Source organism: Hydrogenophaga sp., assembly GCF_025699295.1.
In the GTDB taxonomy this organism is placed as follows: Bacteria; Pseudomonadota; Gammaproteobacteria; order Burkholderiales; family Burkholderiaceae_C; genus Hydrogenophaga.
The window spans coordinates 114,021-132,086 of the sequence record NZ_JAILWB010000011.1 but is presented as its reverse complement, the minus strand read 5'-3'; the positions used below and the strand labels follow the sequence as shown (position 1 = coordinate 132,086).

Here is an 18,066-nt window from a genome sequence, read left to right as displayed (position 1 = left end):
TCCGTATCCTTTATTGGGCGGGATTGTCGGTCATGGCCAGTCGCAGGCCGAAGCCGACGAAGAGCAGGCCGGCGGCACGGTCCATCCAGTGCATGGCGCGCTGCACGGCGTCAACGCGGCGCGCGGCCCAGGCAGCCAGCCAGGCGTAACCGAAGTTGATCGGCAACGAGTTGAGGTTGAAGACCAGACCCAGCAGCAGGAAAACAAGTGCCTTGTTCGGCGCCTCGGGCGCGATGAACTGGGGTACGAAGGCCAGGAAGAACAGCGCGACCTTGGGGTTGAGCACGTTGGTGAGGAAGCCGCGCCGGTACACGCGCCAGAGGTTCACCTCGGTCGTGCCCGCGCTCAGGTTCAGCGGCGTCGCCTTCGAGAACAGCAGGCGCACGCCCATCCAGAGCAGGTAGGCCGCACCGATCCACTTGAGCACGGTGAACGCGGTGGCCGATGTGGCCAGCAGCGCGCTCACGCCGATGGCGGCGGCGAACACGTGCACGAAACAGCCGCTGACAATGCCCAGGGCCGCCACGACGCCGGCGCGCACGCCGCTCCTGAGCGCGTTCGTGACGATGTAGAGCACGTCCGGGCCTGGCGTGAGGTTGAGCAGCCAGCCGGCCACGATGAACAGCAGGAGTTGCGGCAGTTCGGGCATGGGCGCCTCCCCCTTAGTAGACGGCGGAACCTGCTGGCCGCGTGGTGGCAGGGATGGCGCCCTGCGCGAAGAAGGCCTTGACGCTGGCGATCGAACGGTTGATGCCGGCCGCATCCACGTCCAGGTGGGTGACGAAGCGCAAGCCGATCAGACCGGTGGCGAGCACGCCGTCGCGCGCCAGGTGGGCCAGCAGATCGGGGCCACGCCCGTTCGCCACGTCAACGAACACGATGTTGGTCTGCGCCGAGCGAACCACCAGGCCATCGATGCCGGCCAGCCCTTGCGCCAGGCGCTGTGCCAGCACATGGTCAGCGGCGAGGCGGCGCACGTGGTGGTCCAGCGCGTGGTGCGCCGCGGCCGCGAGCAGGCCCGACTGGCGCAACCCGCCGCCGAGCATCTTGCGCCAGCGCAGCGCGCGGCGGATCAGGTCTTTCGAGCCGCACAGTGCCGAGCCCACAGGCGCCCCCAGGCCCTTGCTGAAGCACACCGAGACGCTGTCGAAACGGTCCACGATGCCGCGCACCGCGGTGTACGGATCACCGCCCGCGGCCACCGCCGCGTTGAACACGCGAGCACCGTCCAGGTGCACCGCCAGGCCGTGTTCGCGCGCCAGCGCCGTCGCCTGGTCCAGGTAGTCCGCCGGCATGGGGTGGCCGTTCCAGGTGTTCTCCAGGCACAGCAGCCGTGTGCGCGCGAAGTGCGGATCGTCGGGTTTGATGGCGGCGGCGATGTCGGCCAGCCGCATCTGCCCACCGGCATCCTGCGCGAGCGGCTGCGGCTGGATGCTGCCGAGCACGGCGGCACCGCCGCCTTCGTAGCGGTAGGTGTGCGCGTTCTGGCCCACGATGTATTCGTCGCCGCGCTCGCAGTGCGACAGCATCGCGCACAAGTTGCTTTGCGTGCCGCTGGGCATGAACAGCGCGGCCTCCTTGCCGGTAATGGCAGCGACGCGTTCCTGCAACGCCTGCACCGACGGGTCGTCACCGAACACGTCGTCGCCCAGCGGCGCGGCCATCATGGCCTCGCGCATGGCGGCCGTGGGTTGCGTGACAGTGTCGCTGCGCAGGTCAACGGTTTTCATGCGATCTGGCGCCGGGCCGCCCCAAGCCGGATCAGCCCCCTCGGGGGGCAGTGACCCGCGTAGCGGTGGAACGTGGGGGTTCATACGTTTTGTTCCAGAAATTTCTTGAGCATCGCGTGCCCGTGTTCGGTGAGGATGCTCTCGGGGTGGAACTGCACACCTTCGATCGCCAGGGTCTTGTGCTTCACGCCCATGATCTCGCCGTCGGGTGTCCAGGCCGTGACGTCGAGGCAGTCGGGGCAGCTCGCGCGCTCGATGGACAGCGAGTGGTAGCGGTTCACGGTGAACTGGGCGGGCAGGTGAGCAAACACGCCTTGTTGTGTGGTCGTGATCTGCGAAGTCTTGCCATGCATCAGTTCCTTCGCCCGGATGATCCGGCCGCCGAAAGCCGCGCCAATGCTCTGGTGCCCGAGGCACACGCCGAGGATGGGCAGCTTGCCCGCGAAGTGCTGGATGGCAGCGACCGAGATGCCGGCCTCGGCCGGCGAACACGGGCCCGGCGAGATCACCAGGCGGTCGAGCTGACCAGCATCCAGCCGCGCCTGGATGTCCGCCACGGTGATTTCGTCGTTGCGGAACACGCTCACGTCGGCGCCCAGCTCACCGAAGTACTGCACGATGTTGTAGGTGAACGAGTCGTAGTTGTCGACCATCAGCAGGCGCACGGGTTTCATTCCAGACCCTCCTCGACCAGTTCGGCCGCGCGCAGCAGCGCGCGCGCCTTGTGCTCGGTCTCCCTCCACTCCATCTCGGGCACCGAGTCGGCCACCACGCCGGCGGCCGCCTGCACGTAGAGCGTCTGGTCCTTGATGATGCCGGTGCGGATGGCGATCGCCACGTCCATGTCTCCGGCGTAGCTGAGGTAGCCGCAGGCGCCGCCGTAGATGCCACGCTTGGTCGGCTCCAGTTGGTCGATCACCTCCATGGCGTGCACCTTGGGCGCGCCGGTCAGCGTGCCGGCCGGGAAGGTGGCCTTGAGCACGTCCATGCTGGTCATGCCGTCCACCAGCACACCCTCGACGTTGCTCACGATGTGCATCACATGGCTGTAGCGTTCCACCGCGAAGGCCTCGGTCACCTTGACCGTGCCGGTCTTCGCAATGCGACCGATGTCGTTGCGCGCCAGGTCAATGAGCATCACGTGCTCGGCGCGCTCCTTGGGGTCGTTGACCAGTTCGATCTCCGTCGCCTTGTCCAGCTCGGGTGTGGCGCCACGAGGGCGCGTGCCGGCCAGCGGGCGTATGGTGATCTTCTGACCCTCGGGCGTGTTCTCCTGCCGCACCAGGATCTCGGGCGACGCCCCCACGACGTGGAAGTCCCCGAAGTGGTAGTAGTACATGTAGGGCGAGGGGTTGAGCGAGCGCAGCGCGCGGTACAGGCTCAGCGGCGACTCGGTATAGCGCTTCTTGATGCGCTGGCCCACCTGCACCTGCATGAAGTCGCCGGCAGCGATGAGCTCCTTGGCGCGATCGACGGCGGCGAGGTAGTCGGCCTTGGCAAAGTCGCGCTCGGCCGGGTACCCCTGGCTGGGTTTGACCACCGGCGCGCTCACCGAATACTTCAGTGCCTCGCGCAGTTCGCGCAGCCGCTTCTTGGCGCTGGCATAGGCCTCGGGCTGGGCCGGGTCGGCGTAGACGATCAGATAGAGCTTGCCCGAGAGGTTGTCGATCACTGCCAGCTCTTCGCACTGCAACAGAAGGATGTCGGGGCAGCCCAGGGTGTCGGGCGGGCAGGTCTTCTCGAGCTTCCTTTCGATGTGGCGCACGGCGTCGTAGCCGAAGTAGCCGGCCAGGCCACCGCAAAAACGCGGCAGGCCCGGGCGCAGCGCCACCTTGAAACGCTGCTGGTACGCCGCGATGAAGTCCAGCGGGTTGCCGTGGTGGGTCTCCACCACCAGGCCGTCGCGCACCACCTCGGTTCTCGCCTCGGCGCCAAAGCCCGTGGCGCGCAGCAGCGTGCGCGCGGGCAGCCCTATGAAGCTGTAGCGCCCGAAGCGCTCGCCACCCACCACCGATTCGAGCAGGAAGCTGTGCTTGCCGTCGCCGCGCCCGTGCGCGAGCTTGAGGTAGAGCGAGAGCGGGGTTTCGAGGTCCGCGAAGGCCTCGGCCATCAGCGGGATGCGGTTGTAGCCCTGCTGGGCCAGGCTCTTGAATTCCAGTTCCGTGATCATGTTGATGCTTTCCATCGGCCTCACCGCAGGTCGTTCATCGACACAGGGGGCTTGGCGCCGGGTTCCTCGTCATCCGGTCAGGCAGCTGCCGGGCTCTGCGTGGGGCGACAGTGGCGGCGTGTGGCGCGCGGACTGTACAGACCCCGGGGGAAGGTGCACGTTTACGCTGGCTTGCGCCAGGGCCAGGCTCCCCGGCCATTGCGGCGCGGCAGAACACCTGATGAGGATGTGCGTGGGTTCAACATGGAAGGCGCAGTGTAGCAAAGCCGTCGGGCGCGTGCGCCGTGTCACGCCCCCAAGCTTTGGTTTTACGGCCAAACCCTGATGTCGCGAACCGTTCTTGCCGGGACAATCCGAAAAAGCGAACGGGTGTTCGTTTTTTTACGCCCGTCCTGTTTCCGTCCCATCAGAGTTCCGCCCATGAAAACGCACTCCATGTTCTCGCTGCCCCGCTGCGCGCCCGTCCTGGCGCTGGCCTCCCTGCTGCTGTTGGGCAGCGCGCCCGGCCGGGCGGCTGCCGTCGAGCTCGCCGGCGTCCAGCTCGAAGAGCGCATCACCGTGGCTGGCAGCCCCCTGCTGCTCAATGGTGCGGGCATCCGCTACAAGGCCGTGTTCAAGGTCTACACCGCCGGCCTGTATCTGGGCCAGAAGGCATCGACCACCGAAGCGGTGCTGGCCACCACCGGCCCCAAGCGCATGCGCATCACCATGCTGCGCGACATCGACTCGGCCGAACTGGGCAAGCTGTTCTCGCGCGGCATGGAAGACAACATGGACCGCAGCGCCTTCTCGAAGCTCATCCCTGGCGTGCTGCGCATGAGTCAGGTGTTCAGCGACCACAAGAAGCTCCGGGAAGGCGATACCTTCCTGGTGGACTGGGTACCTGGCACCGGCACGGTGCTCACCATCAAGGGCCAGGTCGAGGGCGCGCCCTTCAAGGAACCCGAGTTCTTCGACGCCCTCATGCGCATCTGGCTGGGGCCAAAGCCGGCCGACTGGCAGCTCAAGGACGCCCTGCTCGGCAAGGCGCGCTGAGCCAACTCTGCGACACGCGGGCACCTGGCGGTGCCGAACGGGCCATCGAGCGCGCCAGAATGCAGGTTCTTGCCCTCAAATTCATAGCGCCATGATCCTTCGCACCCTGGTGGCCACATTGGCCGCCGCCCTCCTGCCCGCCGCCGCCCTGTCCCAGAACACCATCCAGGCCGGCGATATCGTGGTGGCGCAGATCGGCCCCTTCACCGTCCTGCCGGCGCCGGACCCCAGGGAACTCAACGAAGGCATCAGGGCCGCGCTGGACGAGATCAACGGCCGCGGTGGCATCCAGGGTCGCCGGGTGTCGCTGGTCAGCCTGGACGACACCTACACCTTCGACGGCTTTCGCCAGCAGCTGGCGGTCGCCATGGAGAAGAAGCCGGTGGCTTTGCTGACCCCGCTGGGCTCGGCCACACTCAAGGGGGTGCTCGACAGCAAGCTGCTCGACAACACCGACATCGTGATCCTCAACGCCGTGCCCGGCGCGAGTGTGCTGCGCGCGCCAGGGCATCCCAAGCTGTTCCACATCCGCGCCGGCGACGAGCAGCAGATCCACAAGATCGTGAACCACGCCCGCACACTCAACATCCGCTCCATGGGCGTGCTGTACCAGAACATCCCGATCGGCTCTTCGGGCCTGGCCTCGGCACGTGCCGCTGCCGCAGAGCTGGGTGGCATCGACATCGTGGACGCGGCCTCCTCCACCGACGCCGCCGCGATCGCGAAGGCGGCCAGCACCCTGGCGGCGGCCAACCCGCAGTCGGCCCTGGTGGTGGGCGCGCCCAAGTTTGTTGGTGAGAGCATTGCCGCGCTGCGCGCCGCGGGGATTTCGCAGCAGATCTTCACCCTGTCCTACCTCCCGGCGCCGGCGCTGGTAAAGTTCGCCGGCGAGGGCGCACGCGGCGTGGGCATCGCCCAGACCTACCCCAATCCCCGTGGCGCCACACTGCCTTTGCAACGCGATTTCCGCGCCGCGATGGCCAAGGCCCACCCCACGCTGACGGCCTACACCACCTTCCACATGGAAGGCTATGTCACGGCGCGCGTGTTCGCCGAAGCCGCCCGGCGCAGCCGCAGCCTCACGCCCACCGGCATCGCGCAGGCACTGCACAGCATGGCCGAGGTCGACCTCGGCGGCTTCCGCGTCAATTTCGCCAGGAGCAACCTGGGCAGCAGCTGGGTGGACATCGGCGTGGTGTCCGGCGACGGCAAGCTGCTGTACTGATCGCGGCCGCGCTCAGCGCCGCGCCGCCAGCAGGCCGGGCAAGTCGTCGAGTCGCTCGACGAAGGCATCGGCGTCCACCTGCCGCACCGGTTCGCCGTGGTTGTAGCCGTAGGTGACCAGCACCACCGGGCAGCTGGCGGCTCGGGCAGCGAGGGCATCGTTTTGCGAATCGCCCACCATCAGCGTCTGCGCGGGCTCACTGCCCAGGGCCTCGCAGGTCTTGAGCAAGGGCAGCGGGTCGGGCTTGCCGCGCTCGAAGCTGTCGCCACCGAAGACGTGGGCGAAGAAGCCCGCCAGGCCCTTGGCCTGCAACAGCGGGCGCGCGAACGCCAGCGGCTTGTTGGTCAGGCACGCCAGCGGAAGGCCGCGCCCGCGCAGGGCAGTGAGGCCTTCGACCACGCCCGGGTAGACGGCACTGTGCCGGCCATTGATCGCGAGGTAGTGCGCCTGGTAGCGCGCCCAGGCTTCGGGCTGCACGCGGGTTGCCTCATCGGCATCGAGACCGCCATGCAACAACGCGGACCGGATCAGGTGCACCGAACCCTTGCCGACCATGCGTTCGATGTCCGTGTGGGCGACGCCCGGGCGGCCCAGATCCTTCAACGTCTCGTTCAGAGCCACGTCGAAGTCACCCAGCGTGTCCACCATCGTGCCGTCGAGGTCGATGATCACGGCCTGCATGTCGGAAATGTTCATGGTGCTGTTTCCGAAGCGCGTGTCCGCGTCAGGGATGCCGTGGAACCGGCTTCGCCGGGCCACAGGCAGCGCCCCAAAGGGGGGGTGACGCGAAGCGGCGCGGGGGAGAGATCAGAGCAACGCGGCGCGCATCTGGTCGATCACCGCCTTGTAGTCCGGCTTGCCGAAGATCGCGCTGCCGGCCACGAAGGTGTCGGCGCCCGCGTCGGCCACGCGGCGGATGTTGTCGGCCTTGATGCCGCCGTCCACTTCCAGCCGGATGTCCTTGCCGCTGGCCTCGATGCGCCGGCGTGCGTCCTCGATCTTGCGCAGCGCCGAGTCGATGAAGCTCTGGCCGCCAAAACCGGGGTTGACGCTCATGATCAGGATCAGGTCGATGTCGTCGATCAGCCAGTCCAGCACGTCCAGCGGCGCGCCGGGGTTGAAAGTCAGGCCGGCCTTGCAGCCCCTGGCCTTGATGGCCTGCACGCTGCGGTGCACGTGGGCGCTCGCATCGGGATGAAAGCTCACCAGGTCGGCACCGGCGTCGATGAACGCACCGGCCAGCGCATCCACCGGCTGGATCATCAGGTGCACGTCGATCGGCACCGGCGTGCCGTCGGGCTTTTTCGCGTGCGGTTTGAGCGCCTGGCAGACCATGGGCCCGAAGGTCAGATTGGGCACGTAGTGGTTGTCCATCACGTCGAAATGGATCCAGTCGGCGCCGGCGGCGATGACGTTCTTCACTTCCTCGCCCAGGCGGGCGAAGTCGGCGGAGAGGATGGACGGGGCAATGCGGTACGGGGTGGAGGACTCGGACATGGGCAGAAGGCGGGCGTGGGGTGTCGGGTTCAGGCGAAGGCCCCCATTCTCGCAGGGCCACGGCACCGTCGCAGGGGCGCGGTAACATGCCTGCCATGCCGAAATACCTGTTCACCTGCGAGGTTGAACCCCAGTACCTGAGCGAACAGTCGTCGCCCGAGGAAGACCAGTACGCCTTCGCCTACACCATCACCATCACCAACGCGGGCGAGGTGACAGCGCAGTTGATCGCGCGGCACTGGATCATCGACGACGCACGCGGCCACACCGAGCAGGTCAAGGGCCTGGGCGTGGTCGGCCACCAGCCGCTGCTGCGGCCGGGCGAATCGTTCCAGTACACCAGCGGCACGCGCCTGGCCACGCCCACCGGCAGCATGCGCGGCAGTTTCTTCTGTGTGGCCGAGGACGGCGAACGCTTCGAGGCCCCGGTGCCCGAATTCGACCTGCGCGCCCCCGGCGCGGGCCAGGCCCCTTCGCGCGTGCTGCACTGAGCACGCGATTTCGCGCCCCCTTCGCCCATGGACGCCGCCACCCTGCTCGGCAGCCTGAACCCGGACGCGCCGCTGGCGCACCGCCACCTCTGGCTGATGGACGCGCTGCAGTGGGTGCGCGGCGACAGCAGTGACGCCCAGGCCAGCGTGGCCCGGGTGCGGGACTTTCTCGATGCGGTCGAGGCCAACCCGGTGGGCCGGGCGCGCTGGCGCCGCTGGTGGGCCCGATTCACCGGCACGGTGGACCTGACGCCGCTGCTGGCCGACCACGGATTCGCGCCACGCACCGCTTTCCTGAGCGAGTTCGGCAACCGCCTGCGCAAGAAGGTGCTGCCGGGCACGCCCGAAACCACGAACATGGCGGAGCTGTTCGACCTGCTGCTGCCCTCGCGCTTCGACGTGCGCTGGCTCAAGGCGCTCGACACGGCCACACTGCAACGCGTGCGCACCGTGCTGGCCGCGCCGCCCGAAAGCGCGCCCCACGCTGAAGGGTCCGCGCCCTCACCCGACGGCTTCTGGCACGCCGCGCTGATGGACGCCCTGGTGTTCTGCGTGAGCCAGATCACCGCCACCGGTTTCGCCGACGAGATCCGCGGACGCATGTCGCCCGAGGCACGCGCCAGCCGTCCCTTCCACGAACTGCCGACCCACTTCGAGACCTTGCGCCGCCAGGTCCTCGCGCACGGCGCGCGCAGCGAGCAGGCACTGGCGGCGGCCGACGTCCTGCGCCAGCAACTCGACGCTTGCCGCCACGCGGCCTACACGGTGTACTCGCACCTGGAGGAGCATGGCGTGTCGGTGGGCATCGTGTTCCGCCTGCGCCAGCTGCGCGAGCGCATCGTGCGCGTGAAGGAGCTGCTCGACTGCCTGCAGTCGGACCGGCCCGAGCGCGCCGCCACCGCGCTGCTGGCCGACCTGGCCCAGGTGGGGCTGGACAACCGCAGCATCCGCGCGCTGATCGCCAGCAGCTCGCATCTGACCGCGGCCAAGGTCGCCGAGCGCAGCGCCGAGAGCGGCGAGCACTACATCACCCGCGACAGCGCCGAATACCGCGAGATGCTGCGCAAGGCCGCGGGCGGTGGCGCCTTGCTGGGCCTCACCACCTGGATCAAGTTCGCGCTGTACGGCCTGGGCCTCACGGCCTTCTGGGGCGGCTTCGCCAACGGCCTGAACTACGCCTTCTGGTTCGTGGTCATCATGCTGCTGCACCTCACGGTGGCCACCAAGCAGCCCGCCGTGACCGCGCCGGCCATGGTGGCCAAGCTGCGCGACCTCAAGGCCCCCGGCGCGGTGCGCCGCTTCGTCGACGAGGTGGCCAACCTGTTCCGCTCGCAGATCGCCGCCATCGTGGGCAACATCGGCCTGGTGATCCCGGTGGTGGCGCTCATCAGCCTGGGCCTGCAGGCCCTCACCGGTCAGACCATGGTGGACGAAGCCAGGGCGCGCCACGTGCTGCACGACGTGCACCTGATCGGCCCCACGGTGCTGTTCGCCGCCTTCACCGGCGTGCTGCTGTTCGCCTCCAGCATCGTGGCGGGCTGGGTGGAGAACTGGTACGTGTTCCACAAGCTCGACTCGGCCATGACGCACAACCCGCGCGTCACCGCCCTGCTCGGGCGCGAACGCGCCGCGCGCTGGGCCGACTTCATGCGCCGCCACATCTCGGGCCTGGCGGCCAACATCTCGCTGGGCTTCATGCTCGGCCTGGTGCCCGCGTTCGCGGTGTTCTTCGGGCTCGGCCTGGACGTGCGCCACGTCACGCTCTCGGCGGGCCAGGTCAGTGCCGCCGCGATGGCACTGGGCTGGGAGGTGCTGGCCTTGCCCGCCTTCTGGTGGGCTGTGGCCGGCGTGCTCGCCATCGGGCCGATCAACCTGGGCGTGAGCTTCTACCTCGCGTTCCGTCTGGCGCTGCGGGCGCAGAACATCAGCGAGGTCAACCGCCAGCTCATCCGCGCCGCGATCAAGCGCCGCATCCGCTCTGCGCCGCTGAGCTTCGTGCTGCCGCCGCGCAACGCGGTGGTCGATGAAGACGATGCGGCACCACCGCCCGACGCCAAACCGGTGCCCGGTGCGCCCGCTTCGCATGGGTGAGTTCGACCTGATCCGGCGGCACTTCCAGCGGGCGACCGCCAGCGGCGCCGGGGTCGTGCTGGGCATCGGCGACGATTGCGCCCTGCTGCAGCCCAGCGCGGGCCACCAGCTCGCGGTCTCCTGCGACATGCTGGTCGAAGGCCGGCACTTCTTCGCCGACGTGGCCCCCGCCGCACTCGGCCACAAGGCGCTGGCCGTGAACCTGAGCGACCTCGCCGCCATGGGCGCGCGCCCGCTGGGCTTCACGCTCGCGCTGGCCCTGCCGCAAGCCAACGACGCCTGGCTCGCCGCATTTGCGCAAGGCCTGTTCACGCTGGCCGACGCGCATGCCTGCCCGCTGGTGGGCGGCGACACCACGCGCGGCCCGCTCAACCTGTGCGTCACCGTGTTCGGCGAAGTCCGGCCCGGCCATGCGCTGCGGCGCGATGCCGCGCAAGCGGGTGATGACCTCTACCTGAGCGGGCGCACCGGCGAGGCGCGGCTGGCGCTGGAGCTGATGCGCGGGACCGACTGGGCCGTGGCCGCCTGCGGCAAGGACGCGCCGGCGCGCCACCCCGAGCTGCGCGAGCGGCTGGAGCGCCCGACGCCGCGCAACGCGCTTGGCACCGCGCTGGCGGCGGTGAACGGCACCCACGCCGCGATCGATGTCAGCGATGGCCTGGCCGGCGACCTCGGCCACGTCCTGCAGGCCAGCGGCGTGGGCGCCGAGATCGAGCTCGCTGCACTGCCGGTGGCGCCCGCCTTGCGGGACCTGCCCGGGGCGCAGCGGCTCGAATGCCTGCTGGCCGGTGGCGACGACTACGAACTGCTGTTCACCGCGGCGCCCGGGGCGCGCGGCGCCATCGCACAAGCCTCGGCCGCCAGTGGCACACCGGTCGCGCGCATCGGCCGCATCGTGGCCGCACCAGGCCTGCGGCTGCTGGACGCGTCGGGCCAGACGGTTGCCTTCACCGCGCGCAGCTTCGATCACTTCGCCTGAGCGGCCCCCAGCAGCGCAGCGCTGATCTCGCGCACCCTGCGCTGGTCCAGCCGCTGCGCATCCACCCACACGAAGCGCCCGGGGGGTGCCTTCCCCACATCGGCCTCGGCCACCCCACGCTCGGTCGTGCCATCAAACAGCAACACCACGCGCTGCAGATGCGACGCTGCCGCGAGCACACCGAGTTCGTGGCGGCAGCCCTGGTTGCGCGCCTGGAAGCCGCGCAGGTCCATCAGCACCACGTCGGCCTGGCGCACCAGTGCGGCCAGCGCCGGCTGCCAGGTGCTGTCGAAGCAGTAGCACTCGTTGACGCGGTAGCGCCCGTCGGGGTCGGGCGCGAGGTCGAAGTCGCGCAGGCGCTCGCCGATCTGCGCTTCGCTGGCGACGAAGCGGTCCGCCAGCCGGCCGTTGAGAAAGGTGAACAGGTCGTCGGGGTCGAGCGTGCGGCTGAGCAGGTCGGTGCCGGCGATCAGCACCGTGTTGCCCGAGAGGCGCCAGCGCTCGACCACGCGGTCGAACAGCGCCTGCACGCCCGCGTCCTGCTGGAACACCCGCAGCACCAGCAGCGTGGGCGGCGCCGCGTTCGCGGGCGCGAGCCAGCCGCGCAGCGCCCAGCCCGCCAGCGGTATCCACAACCACGGCAGCAGCTGCGTGAGCGCGATCAGCCCCGCGCCCTGCAGCGCGGGCAGCGCGGTCGCGGCCAGCACCACGAACCAGTAGGCCGCCATCAGGTACCAGAGATCGGAGAAGCGCTTGGCGCGGTAGGCACCGGCCAGACCGCGCGCGATGGCCCAGGCCGGCCAGGCCAGCAGCAGCCAGGGCGCCAGCGCCAGCAGCGCGATGGCGGGCACGGCACCCACGCTGCCCACCAGCGCAATCAGCCAGCGCGGCGGGTCGTTCACGCCGCTGACCAGGATCTGCAGCGCCAGCACCGACGCGCCCGCCAGCAGCAGGCAGATCGGCAGCAGGTAGGGCGCCACGGCCCGGATGCGGCCGCTCGCGCCGATCAGCAGGGTGATCGACACCGGGATCAGCACCAGCCCGCCCAGCCAGGTGAGCGCGTCGGCCAGCGGCTGCGGCGAGACCGAACGCCAGCTGACCAGCGCGAGCATGACCAGCAGGTACAGGCCGATCGCGCCCAGCGTGCGCAGCCACGACCAGCGCCGCAGCAGGCCCCAGCACAGGGCCATCGGCCAGGCGTAGACGGCGCCCAGCGTGAGCGCGCGGCCCGGGCTGAGCAGGCCCGGGTCGCCGTACACGAACAGCAGCGCCAGCACCGACTGCGTGATGCCGATCAGCAGGCTCAGGCCGCCCAGCAGGAGGGCGTAGCGCCAGCCCGCGCGGTGGTTGGCAGAGAGGTCCAGACGGACCGTGGGCCGTGCAACGCCCTGGGCCGCGGGTGCGTCCGTGGTGCGCGTGTCATCGGGCGCGGGCGCGGCGCGCATCAGCGCGAGCATGCGGCGCCGGTACAGCCCCGAGACGGCCCAGGACGCCAGGGCGGTGAGCAGCACCCCCAGCATCAGCGCGGTGAGGATCGCCCCGGTGTTCATGCCCATACCCTTCCCCCCTGCGCCGGATGCGTGCCCGGCAACGGCGCAGTATCGCGCCGCGCGCGCAGCCCCACAAGCGGGCGCCCCGATAATCGCGCCATGCCCGAAACCCCCTCCGCCGAGCTGCCCGCCGGCGTCCCCGTGTCCCACCCGACCTGGCGTTTCCTGCTGGCCCATCCGGCCCACTTCATCGCGCTCGGCGCGGGCGCGGGCCTGAGCCGTTTCGCGCCGGGCACGGCCGGCACGCTCTGGGCCTGGGTGGCCTTCCTGCTGCTGGAGCCGCTGCTGACGCCGCCGGGCTGGGCCCTGCTGATCGGCGCGTCCACGCTGGTGGGCTGGTGGGCCTGCACCGTCACCGCGCGGCACATGCACATCGCCGACTCGGGCCACATCGTGTGGGACGAAGTGGTCGCCTTCTGGCTCGTGCTCTGGCTGGTCTCGCCGACGGACTTCTGGGGCCAGCTCGCGGCGTTCCTGATCTTCCGCCTGTTCGACATGGTCAAGGTCGGCCCCATGGCCTGGGCCGACCAGACCTTCAAGGGCTTCGGCCCGCGCGGCGGCTTCGGCATCCTGCTCGACGACTTTGCCGCTGCCTTCTGCACGCTCATCGTCATCGCCCTGTGGCGCGTCTGAACCATGGATCACATCCCTGATCTGGTGACCGCGCTCGCGCGCGAACTCAAGGCACGCGGCCTGATGATGGCCACGGCCGAGAGCTGCACCGGCGGGCTGATCGCCGGCGCCTGCACCGACCTGTCGGGCTCCAGCGACTGGTTCGAGCGCGGCTTCGTGACCTACTCCAACGCCGCCAAGCACGAGCTGCTGGGCGTGCCGGTGGCGCTGATCGAACAGCACGGCGCGGTCAGCGAGCCGGTGGCGCGCGCCATGGCATCGGGCGCGCTGGCGCATTCGCCCGCGCAGCTCGCCGTGGCCGTCACCGGCGTGGCCGGGCCCACCGGCGGCAGTGCCGACAAGCCGGTCGGCACGGTCTGGTTCGGCTGGGCCACGCCCGATGGCGTGTTCAGCGAACACCGGCGCTTCGACGGCGACCGCGCCGCCGTGCGCCAGGCCACGGTGCGCCACGCGCTGGCGGGTCTGCTGCAAAGGCTGCCATATCCCTGAATCCCATGGAACCCTTCAAGAACCTCATCAACCGCGACACCGTCGCCACCACGGGCCGGCACCTGCGGCGCGCCTGGCCGCGCTTCGATCAGAAACGCTTCGAGGCGCAGGCCGCCACCGGGCTTGAAAACCTGGAGTTCAAGGCGCGCGCCATGCAGCTGGCCGATGCGCTCGAAGCCACGCTGCCCGACGATTTCAACGCCGCCTGCGAGACCCTGGAGGCCAGCCTGGCACCGCCGCTGGCGCTGGATGCGCAGGGCGAGCCGATGAAGCTGGGCGAGGCACAGGCCGACAGCGGCATCGCCGGCTGGGCGTTGTGGGCCGCGGGCGAGTTCGTCGCGCGGCGCGGTGTGCGCGACGCGGTGCATGCGCAGCGCGGCCTGGCCTGCCTGCATGCGGTCACGCAGCGCTTCACCGCCGAGTTCGCCATCCGCGCCTTCATCCAGCGACACCCCGGCCTGTCACTCGACACACTGGGCCAGTGGCAGAACGACCCGAGCGCGCACGTGCGCCGCCTGGTGAGCGAAGGCAGCCGCCCGCGCCTGCCCTGGGGCCTGCGCCTGCAGGCCCTGGTGGCCGACCCCTCGCCCACGCTGCCGCTGCTGCGCGCGCTGCAGGACGACCCCAGCAGCTACGTGCGCCGCAGCGTGGCCAACCACCTCAACGACATCGCCAAGGACCACCCGGACCTGGTCGCGGCCTGGGTGCGCGAGCACCTGGTGGGCGCGCCGGACGCCCGCAGCGCCTTGTTGCGCCACGCCAGCCGCAGCCTCATCAAGGCCGGCCACGCGCCCACGCTGGCGGCCTGGGGTCTGGCCAGCGGCCTCCAGGGCCAGGCGGCGCTGACGCTGTCGGCGAAGCGTGCCGCCGTGGGGGGCGAGATCGGCCTGCGCGTGCAACTGCAGTCCAGCGCGCGCCAGCCGCAACAACTGGTGGTGGACTACGCGGTGCACCACGTTCGCGCCAACGGCGGCAGCTCGCCCAAGGTGTTCAAGGGCTGGAAGCTCACGCTCGGCGCCAGCGAGGCGCGCACACTGGACAAGCGCCACAGCCTCAAGCCCGTGACCACGCGCACGCTCTACCCCGGCACGCACCGCATCGAGGTGCTGGTCAATGGCGTGGCGCTGGCCGAGGCGGCATTCAAGCTCGAAGCCTGATCACGCCGGCAGGATGTGCGCGGCCAGCCCGCGCCGGGGCGAGGGTTCGATGGCCGGCGCGTAACCCAGCCGGGCCCACATCTGCACCGTGAAGCGCGGCGCGGGCGCCCCCAGCAGTTGGTGGATGTCGGAGTAGGGAACAACCTGCTCCGGGTACTCCTGCAGCGCCTGCGACAAAGGCTGCATGGACAAGCCCGCCGCCGTCGCCGCCAGCTGCGCGCGCGCATAGGCGCGGCCCGCGTTGACCTGCGTGAAGCGGTCGTTGCCCTCGGTCACCAGCCAGAAGAACGCCGGCGTGGTGTCGATCTTCGCGTTGAAGTCCTCGATCTGGCTGGTGGTCGCGAAGCTGTCGGGGGCGGGTGCGACGCTGCGGTCGAACAGGCCCACGGCGTTGAGCGCGCGCACCATCGGGTCGTTGAGAGAGAGGCCGTCGCGGTGGCGCGCAATCTCCTTCGGCCCCACGCGCAACACATGGAACGACTCCAGGATGGTGCGCGGCGTCGTCAGCTCGATGCGCCAGGCCTCCTTCGCGATGCGCCGGTGCGCCCGCAGCGCCTTGGCCTGCGCGTGGCCGACAAAGCCCACGCGGAACGGATGGGGCTGCACGCTGCCGGCGATGGCGGCCAGCGCCGCCGCCTCGGGTTCGCGCGCCTCGTAGGCCTCGCGGTTGGTGCGGCGCTGGAAGATCTGCGCGAACAGCGGGTCGGTCTGCACCGTGGCGTCGGGTCGCAGACGGATGCGCGCGGTGGGCCGCGCGTCCAGCGTGGTCGGGCCGAAGGCGCCCTGCGGGAACAGCGCGATCTCGGCGCGCAAGCCCTTCTGGCGCGCGGACAGATCCAGCAGTTCGATGAAGGTGCCCTGGCTCATCATCATCTGGCGCGAGAACGGGTCGGTCTCGGGCAGCAGGCGGTTAGGGTCGATGAACAGCGTGATCTCTTCGGGCACGCTCAGGTCCACCAGCCAGGACTGCAGGTTGTGCGAATGCGGCGCGAGCAGCGCATGGCCCACCAGCCAGCGCCGCACATCGGCCTGCTCGCCCGGCCCCTGCCAGGCGGCGATGGCCTCAGGTGGCAGCGCGCTGCTGCAGCCTCCCAGTGCGCCGGTGGTGGCCGCCGCGATCGCGCCACCGCCGATCAGCCGGATAAAGCGCCGGCGGTCCACTTCGTGCGTCCTGACATGCATGGGATCTCTCCAGTTCGCGCCGAACCGCGGCGCCATGGGATGGATTGTGGAAGGCCACCCGCTCATACACAATTGACGATCATCAAACATCTGCCATGCACAAATGCATACCGGTGAATTCAACTGGGCGCTGATCCGCTCATTCCTCGCGGCGCTCGACCGCGGCAGCCTGATGGCCGCCGCACGGGCGCTCGCCACCACCCAACCGACCGTGGGCCGGCACATCGCCGAACTGGAGACGCAACTGGGTGTGCTGCTGTTCGAGCGCACTGGCCGCGGCCTGGTGCCCACCGAACACGCGCAACGGCTGGCCGGCGCGGCGCGCGCCATGGCCGGCGCGGCCGACCAGCTGGCACGCCAGGCCTCGGGCGCGCAGCAGGAGGTGCGCGGCTCGGTGCGCATCAGCGCCAGCCAGCCCGTGACCTGTGTGCTGCTGCCGCCGGTGTTGCTGCAGATGCGCCAGGCGCTGCCCGACATCCAGATCGAACTGGTGTCGAGCAACGCGGTGAGCAACCTGCTGCAGCGCGAGGCCGACATCGCGTTGCGCATGGTGCGACCCGACCAGGCTTCGCTGCTGTGCAAGCGCGTGGGGCAGGTGGCCATCGGCACCTACGCGCACCGCGACTATCTGCGCCGGCGCGGCACGCCGCGGGTGCCCGAGGACCTGTTCCAGCACGATCTGGTGGGCGACGACCGCAACACCGACATCGTGCGTGGCTTCGCGGCCATGGGCTATGGGGTCGGGCGCGAACAGTTCGCCGTGCGCACCGACGACCTCAATGCCTACCAGGCCCTGGTGGACGCGAGCCTGGGCGTCGGCTTCCTGCCGCGCTACGTGGCGCGGCGCAACCCCGACCTGGTGTCCTTGCTGCCGATGCTGCCGATCCCGCCGCTGCCGGTGTGGCTGGCGGTGCACCGCGAGATCCGCAGCAACCCGCGCATTCGCAAGGTGTGGGACTTCCTCGCGCAGGCGGTGCCGGTTGCGCTGGCCTGACCGATCCGCCACCCGCCCTCCTCGCACGCATACTTGGGTTCTTCCCACCGAAAGGCGCCGCCACGATGCTCACCGTCCACCACCTCAACAACTCGCGCTCGCAGCGCGTGCTCTGGCTGCTCGAAGAGCTCGGCGTGCCGTACCAGATCGAACGCTACGAGCGCGACCGCAAGACCATGCTGGCCCCGGCTTCGCTGACCAAGGTACACCCGCTGGGCAAGTCGCCCGTGGTGACCGACGGCAAGGCCACGGTGGCCGAATCGGGCGCGATCCTGGAATACCTCGTGGAGCAGTACGGCGAAGGCCGGTGCGCGCCCGAGCACGGCACGCCGTCCTTCCTGCGCTACCGCTACTGGATGCACTACGCCGAAGGCTCGCTGGCCACGCCGCTGCTGCTGCAGCTGGTGTTCGACCAGATCGAGCGCAAGAGCCCGCTGATCGTGCGGCCCGTGGCCAAGGCGATCTCGTCCCAGGTCAAGGGCCTGCTGGTCACGCCCAACCTCAAGCGGCATTTCGACTACCTCGAAGCCGAGCTGACGGAACACGGCCCGTGGTTCGTGGGGCGCTCGTTCAGCGCGGCGGACGTGCAGATGAGCTTCGGCATCGAAGCCGCCGCTGCGCGCGGCCTGCTGAAGAACCGCCCGAAGCTCGCCGACTGGCTGCGCCGCATCCACGAGCGGCCGGCCTACCAGCGCGCGCTGGAACAGGGCGGGCCGTACGACCTCACGACGTTCTAAACCGGGCACGGCTTTTCCGCACCGAAACACAACCCACACCGAGGAGCGAGACAACACCCTCCAGAGGCATCAAGGGTCCGGCTTCGCCGGCCCGAGCTGCCGTCCC

18 protein-coding genes are annotated in these 18,066 nt (G+C 69.8%); 10 read left to right on the top strand and 8 right to left on the bottom strand.

Annotation, left to right across the window (positions count from 1 at the left end):
* Nucleotides 1–10 precede the first annotated feature (10 nt).
* From K5880_RS13515 to trpE, 4 genes are all read right to left on the bottom strand, one after another.
* A complete protein-coding gene (locus K5880_RS13515) occupies nt 11–649 on the bottom strand; it encodes a LysE family translocator (protein WP_297653066.1) in 639 nt (212 codons plus the stop codon).
* Between the two features lie 13 nt (nt 650–662).
* On the bottom strand, nt 663–1,730 hold the full coding sequence (gene ltaE / locus K5880_RS13510; protein ID WP_297653063.1) for a low-specificity L-threonine aldolase: 1,068 nt from the start codon (nt 1,728–1,730) through the stop codon (nt 663–665).
* An 80-nt stretch (nt 1,731–1,810) separates the two neighbouring features.
* Nucleotides 1,811–2,404, bottom strand: coding sequence for an aminodeoxychorismate/anthranilate synthase component II (locus K5880_RS13505; RefSeq protein WP_297653060.1), 594 nt, complete (start codon nt 2,402–2,404; stop codon nt 1,811–1,813).
* Nucleotides 2,401–3,900, bottom strand: coding sequence for an anthranilate synthase component I (trpE, locus tag K5880_RS13500; RefSeq protein ID WP_297653057.1), 1,500 nt, complete (start codon nt 3,898–3,900; stop codon nt 2,401–2,403). The genes K5880_RS13505 and trpE overlap by 4 nt, the downstream gene beginning before the upstream one ends.
* A gap of 435 nt (nt 3,901–4,335) precedes the next feature.
* Here trpE and K5880_RS13495 point away from each other — a divergent pair, with 435 nt between their 5' ends.
* Both K5880_RS13495 and K5880_RS13490 read left to right on the top strand, forming a co-directional pair.
* Nucleotides 4,336–4,935 (top strand): chalcone isomerase family protein, encoded by a 600-nt coding sequence (locus K5880_RS13495; RefSeq protein WP_297653218.1) that lies wholly within the window; start codon nt 4,336–4,338, stop codon nt 4,933–4,935.
* Nucleotides 4,936–5,026: 91 nt separating this feature from the next.
* Nucleotides 5,027–6,160, top strand: a complete 1,134-nt coding sequence (locus tag K5880_RS13490; RefSeq protein WP_297653054.1) for an ABC transporter substrate-binding protein — start codon at nt 5,027–5,029, stop codon at nt 6,158–6,160.
* Between the two features lie 12 nt (nt 6,161–6,172).
* On the opposite strand, the gene gph is transcribed toward K5880_RS13490, so the two are convergent.
* Complete coding sequence (gph, locus tag K5880_RS13485; protein WP_297653053.1) at nt 6,173–6,856, bottom strand: phosphoglycolate phosphatase; 684 nt, start codon at nt 6,854–6,856, stop codon at nt 6,173–6,175.
* Between the two features lie 111 nt (nt 6,857–6,967).
* Nucleotides 6,968–7,657, bottom strand: a complete 690-nt coding sequence (rpe, locus tag K5880_RS13480; protein WP_297653050.1) for a ribulose-phosphate 3-epimerase — start codon at nt 7,655–7,657, stop codon at nt 6,968–6,970.
* A gap of 95 nt (nt 7,658–7,752) precedes the next feature.
* Between rpe and apaG the strand changes: the two genes are divergently transcribed.
* Genes apaG through thiL form a run of 3 tightly spaced genes read left to right on the top strand, consistent with a single transcriptional unit; the run spans nt 7,753 to nt 11,218 of the window.
* The gene (apaG, locus tag K5880_RS13475; RefSeq protein WP_297653047.1) at nt 7,753–8,148 is read left to right on the top strand and encodes a Co2+/Mg2+ efflux protein ApaG; all 396 of its coding nucleotides are present in this window, start codon (nt 7,753–7,755) and stop codon (nt 8,146–8,148) included.
* 27 nt (nt 8,149–8,175) lie between these two features.
* On the top strand, nt 8,176–10,239 hold the full coding sequence (locus tag K5880_RS13470; protein WP_297653044.1) for a site-specific recombinase: 2,064 nt from the start codon (nt 8,176–8,178) through the stop codon (nt 10,237–10,239).
* A complete protein-coding gene (gene thiL, locus K5880_RS13465) occupies nt 10,232–11,218 on the top strand; it encodes a thiamine-phosphate kinase (protein ID WP_297653041.1) in 987 nt (328 codons plus the stop codon). The genes K5880_RS13470 and thiL overlap by 8 nt, the downstream gene beginning before the upstream one ends.
* Here the strand turns inward: thiL and K5880_RS13460 are convergent.
* Nucleotides 11,206–12,768, bottom strand: a complete 1,563-nt coding sequence (locus K5880_RS13460; protein WP_297653038.1) for a hypothetical protein — start codon at nt 12,766–12,768, stop codon at nt 11,206–11,208. The two genes, thiL and K5880_RS13460, sit on opposite strands and share 13 nt — an antisense overlap.
* A gap of 99 nt (nt 12,769–12,867) precedes the next feature.
* Between K5880_RS13460 and K5880_RS13455 the strand changes: the two genes are divergently transcribed.
* The 3 genes from K5880_RS13455 to K5880_RS13445 are packed head-to-tail and all read left to right on the top strand — an operon-like array spanning nt 12,868 to nt 15,047.
* Nucleotides 12,868–13,401, top strand: coding sequence for a phosphatidylglycerophosphatase A (locus K5880_RS13455; protein WP_297653035.1), 534 nt, complete (start codon nt 12,868–12,870; stop codon nt 13,399–13,401).
* Between the two features lie 3 nt (nt 13,402–13,404).
* Nucleotides 13,405–13,890, top strand: coding sequence for a CinA family protein (locus tag K5880_RS13450; protein ID WP_297653032.1), 486 nt, complete (start codon nt 13,405–13,407; stop codon nt 13,888–13,890).
* Between the two features lie 5 nt (nt 13,891–13,895).
* Nucleotides 13,896–15,047, top strand: coding sequence for a DNA alkylation repair protein (locus K5880_RS13445; RefSeq protein WP_297653028.1), 1,152 nt, complete (start codon nt 13,896–13,898; stop codon nt 15,045–15,047).
* On the opposite strand, the gene K5880_RS13440 is transcribed toward K5880_RS13445, so the two are convergent.
* The gene (locus tag K5880_RS13440) at nt 15,048–16,229 is read right to left on the bottom strand and encodes a nitroreductase family protein (protein WP_297653025.1); all 1,182 of its coding nucleotides are present in this window, start codon (nt 16,227–16,229) and stop codon (nt 15,048–15,050) included. It lies immediately after the preceding gene.
* A gap of 103 nt (nt 16,230–16,332) precedes the next feature.
* On the opposite strand from K5880_RS13440, the gene K5880_RS13435 reads away from it, so the two are divergent.
* Both K5880_RS13435 and K5880_RS13430 read left to right on the top strand, forming a co-directional pair.
* Nucleotides 16,333–17,223, top strand: a complete 891-nt coding sequence (locus K5880_RS13435) for a LysR family transcriptional regulator (RefSeq protein WP_297653018.1) — start codon at nt 16,333–16,335, stop codon at nt 17,221–17,223.
* 65 nt (nt 17,224–17,288) lie between these two features.
* Nucleotides 17,289–17,960 (top strand): glutathione S-transferase, encoded by a 672-nt coding sequence (locus tag K5880_RS13430; protein WP_297653015.1) that lies wholly within the window; start codon nt 17,289–17,291, stop codon nt 17,958–17,960.
* The last annotated feature ends 106 nt before the right edge of the window (nt 17,961–18,066 follow it).

Bases quoted from the DNA above. Each gene is read 5' to 3' on its own strand.
- rpe (WP_297653050.1), bottom strand. From the start codon at position 7,657: ATGTCCGAGTCCTCCACCCCGTACCGCATTGCCCCGTCCATCCTCTCC.
- K5880_RS13505 (WP_297653060.1), bottom strand. From the start codon at position 2,404: ATGAAACCCGTGCGCCTGCTGATGGTCGACAACTACGACTCGTTCACC.
- K5880_RS13435 (WP_297653018.1), top strand. From the start codon at position 16,333: ATGCATACCGGTGAATTCAACTGGGCGCTGATCCGCTCATTCCTCGCG.
- thiL (WP_297653041.1), top strand. From the start codon at position 10,232: ATGGGTGAGTTCGACCTGATCCGGCGGCACTTCCAGCGGGCGACCGCC.
- K5880_RS13430 (WP_297653015.1), top strand. From the start codon at position 17,289: ATGCTCACCGTCCACCACCTCAACAACTCGCGCTCGCAGCGCGTGCTC.
- K5880_RS13495 (WP_297653218.1), top strand. From the start codon at position 4,336: ATGTTCTCGCTGCCCCGCTGCGCGCCCGTCCTGGCGCTGGCCTCCCTG.
- K5880_RS13440 (WP_297653025.1), bottom strand. From the start codon at position 16,229: ATGCATGTCAGGACGCACGAAGTGGACCGCCGGCGCTTTATCCGGCTG.
- apaG (WP_297653047.1), top strand. From the start codon at position 7,753: ATGCCGAAATACCTGTTCACCTGCGAGGTTGAACCCCAGTACCTGAGC.
- K5880_RS13515 (WP_297653066.1), bottom strand. From the start codon at position 649: ATGCCCGAACTGCCGCAACTCCTGCTGTTCATCGTGGCCGGCTGGCTG.
- K5880_RS13460 (WP_297653038.1), bottom strand. From the start codon at position 12,768: ATGAACACCGGGGCGATCCTCACCGCGCTGATGCTGGGGGTGCTGCTC.
- K5880_RS13470 (WP_297653044.1), top strand. From the start codon at position 8,176: ATGGACGCCGCCACCCTGCTCGGCAGCCTGAACCCGGACGCGCCGCTG.
- K5880_RS13490 (WP_297653054.1), top strand. From the start codon at position 5,027: ATGATCCTTCGCACCCTGGTGGCCACATTGGCCGCCGCCCTCCTGCCC.
- trpE (WP_297653057.1), bottom strand. From the start codon at position 3,900: ATGATCACGGAACTGGAATTCAAGAGCCTGGCCCAGCAGGGCTACAAC.
- K5880_RS13445 (WP_297653028.1), top strand. From the start codon at position 13,896: ATGGAACCCTTCAAGAACCTCATCAACCGCGACACCGTCGCCACCACG.
- K5880_RS13455 (WP_297653035.1), top strand. From the start codon at position 12,868: ATGCCCGAAACCCCCTCCGCCGAGCTGCCCGCCGGCGTCCCCGTGTCC.
- gph (WP_297653053.1), bottom strand. From the start codon at position 6,856: ATGAACATTTCCGACATGCAGGCCGTGATCATCGACCTCGACGGCACG.
- ltaE (WP_297653063.1), bottom strand. From the start codon at position 1,730: ATGAAAACCGTTGACCTGCGCAGCGACACTGTCACGCAACCCACGGCC.
- K5880_RS13450 (WP_297653032.1), top strand. From the start codon at position 13,405: ATGGATCACATCCCTGATCTGGTGACCGCGCTCGCGCGCGAACTCAAG.